The following is a 2,344-nucleotide window of genomic DNA, read 5'->3' as shown; positions in this document are numbered from 1 at the left end:
CAGCGTCAAGTCATCGGCGAAATGCCGGTCACCGGTGGCGTCGGGCACGTACTTCACACAGACAACGATCCTCAAGCTCACGCCGGCTCTCCTACCTGGGTATGGTTCGTAAACCGACCATATGGCACTCAGTACCCTCTGTAAAGGTACGTAGTGTCGGACTGTCGTAGTTGGTGTTAGGTTCCCGGCATGACCGAGGCACGCAGACCAGTGAAGAAGCCCCCCATGCGGCAGGTGCTTGCCGAGGCGGCGTTCCAGCTCTTTCTGGAGCGGGGCTTCGAGCGGACGACGGTGGACGACATCGTCGCGCGGGCCGGGGTCGGGCGGCGTTCGTTCTTCCGCTACTTCCCGTCCAAGGAGGATGTGGTCTTCCCCGACCACGAGCGCTGTCTCGCCGATATGACCGCGCTTCTGGAGGCGGCCGACGGCGGCGACCCGGTGGGCACCGTGTGTGACGCGGCCCGGCTCGTCCTGCGGATGTACGCCGCGAATCCGGAGTTCTCCGTCCAGCGCTACCGCCTCACGCGTGAGGTTCCCGGCCTGCGCACCTACGAGTTGTCCGTGGTCCGACGTTACGAACGCACGCTGGCCGAGTATCTGCGCGGCCGCTACGCCGGCACCCCGGACGGCCCGCTGCACGCCGAGGTGATCGCCGCGGCCGTGGTCGCCGCGCACAACAATGGCCTGCGGTCGTGGCTGCGTTCGGGCGGCGAGGGGGACGCGGAGGCTGCGGTGGACCACGCCCTCGGGGTCGTGCGACAGGTGTGGGGTGCCGCGGCCGGAGGGACCGCCGCGCCGACCGCGGACGACGACGTCGTCGTGGTGGTCGCCGCCAAGGGCACGCCCATGTGGCGCGTGGTGCAGAAAGTCGAGTCGGCCCTCGGCAAGGACTGACCTCGGTATAGGTACTCAGTACCTTTACTGTTCGGCACTCGGTGCCATATGGTGCGTCTGCGTCGAAGCTCGGCGCCGACGCACCGAGCCGAGTCCAAGGGGTCGAGACGTGTCCCATTCCGTTTCAGCAAGCAATGCCGCGCCGACGGCGCAGGGCGAAGCCGGACTGATCTACCAGCTCTGCCGTTGGTGCGGTACGGCGTCCTTCCGCCGGCTGTTGTGTCCCGTGTGCGCGTCGAGTGATCTGGACTCCGTGCGCAGCGACGGCCTGGGAGTCGTCGTGCGGTCCAGCGTGGTGCACCGTTATACGGAGGCGGCCCGCAACGAGTCCCTCGTCCGGCTGCCCGAAGGCTTTGTGTTCCGGTGCCAGGTCGTGGGTGCCGCACCGCATCTGGTGTACGTGGGTGCGCGGGTGCGCCCCGTCACCGGCGCCGCCCCGGATGCGGCGGAACTCCTCCTCGAACTCTGCGACCCGGTCGGGCGCGCCGATTGGCAGTGAACCAGCCCCGGGGACAGCCGGGATGCAAGGTCGCCGAGCGTGGTGGGGAGGCTTTGCCGGCGGGCCGGTCCCGCATCGTCGCGTCGCGCGACCGGGGGCTGCACAGCGGAATGTTGAGCGAGGCGGAGCGTGAAGTCGTGCTCGGCATACCCATGTTCACTGTCGACCTCGACGAACTCGCCGACCGGGAACCGACGCCGTCATTGCTACCGCACTGTGGGGACAACACGGTGGACTCGACGGTGCCCGGAGTCATACCGGAGACATGACCGCTCGCCGCTGATCGTGCGCCTGTGGCACCGCCCGTCCTTCGGCGGTGCAAAACGCACGTTCGCGCAGGGGCGCTCAGAAGAAGCGTCTGAGTGATTCGGGTGCTCCGGGAGCTCGGCCGGTGAAGGCGCCGCCGGAGTGACCCACAACTCAGCTTGTCTCATTGTGTGTTGAGTGTCACGACGTGGCACGCGCAGCTGCATGTGGTCAGCACGCCCTGACGGGTGAAAGTCATGCCCCGGCGGGTGCCGGGCCGCACATGTCGCCCCCATGGCTGGTTTGCTGCAGCTGGAAACTGGCGCGAGGCTCCGGGGGGCCGCCGGCCGCCCCCGGTGGAAGCGGCGCCCTGCCGGGTGCCGAGCCCACCCGCGAAGGACCGATCGAAGGAGCGCCGTAGTGACGACGATGGGCACAGCAGGGGCGGACGAGACAGAGGAGTCGTACGCGAACGAGCTGCCGGTACGCAGCAGGGAGCCGGGAAACGTCGTCGTCAGGTGGATGAGCACCACCGATCACAAGACGATCGGCACGATGTACCTGGTCACGTCGTTCGCCTTCTTTGTCGTCGGCGGCGTGCTGGCCCTCGTCATGCGCGCCGAGCTGGCCCGTCCCGGCACGCAGATCATGTCGAACGAGCAGTTCAACCAGGCGTTCACGATGCACGGCACGATCATGCTGCTG

The 2,344-nt window shown here is 67.7% G+C and carries 3 protein-coding genes and 1 pseudogene; 3 read left to right on the top strand and 1 reads right to left on the bottom strand.

The window, feature by feature from the left end; genetic code table 11:
• Window positions 1–81: pseudogene (locus ABZV38_RS40140) on the bottom strand (electron transfer flavoprotein subunit beta); the annotation flags it as partial.
• A gap of 144 nt (window positions 82–225) precedes the next feature.
• Here ABZV38_RS40140 and ABZV38_RS40135 point away from each other — a divergent pair.
• From ABZV38_RS40135 to ABZV38_RS40125, 3 genes are all read left to right on the top strand, one after another.
• Window positions 226–894: a TetR family transcriptional regulator gene (locus ABZV38_RS40135; RefSeq protein WP_356333879.1), complete on the top strand. Its 669-nt coding sequence runs from the start codon at window positions 226–228 to the stop codon at window positions 892–894.
• A 166-nt stretch (window positions 895–1,060) separates the two neighbouring features.
• On the top strand, window positions 1,061–1,393 hold the full coding sequence (locus tag ABZV38_RS40130; RefSeq protein ID WP_356333883.1) for a zinc ribbon domain-containing protein: 333 nt from the start codon (window positions 1,061–1,063) through the stop codon (window positions 1,391–1,393).
• A 675-nt stretch (window positions 1,394–2,068) separates the two neighbouring features.
• Window positions 2,069–2,344, top strand: a 276-nt coding sequence (locus ABZV38_RS40125; protein WP_356333881.1) for a cbb3-type cytochrome c oxidase subunit I, incomplete at its 3' end; no start/stop codon positions are given.

Origin of the sequence: Streptomyces sp. NPDC005181 (genome assembly GCF_040608395.1) — a bacterium.
Lineage (GTDB): Bacteria > Actinomycetota > Actinomycetes > Streptomycetales > Streptomycetaceae > Streptomyces.
This window is presented reverse-complemented; position numbering and strand designations above follow the sequence as displayed.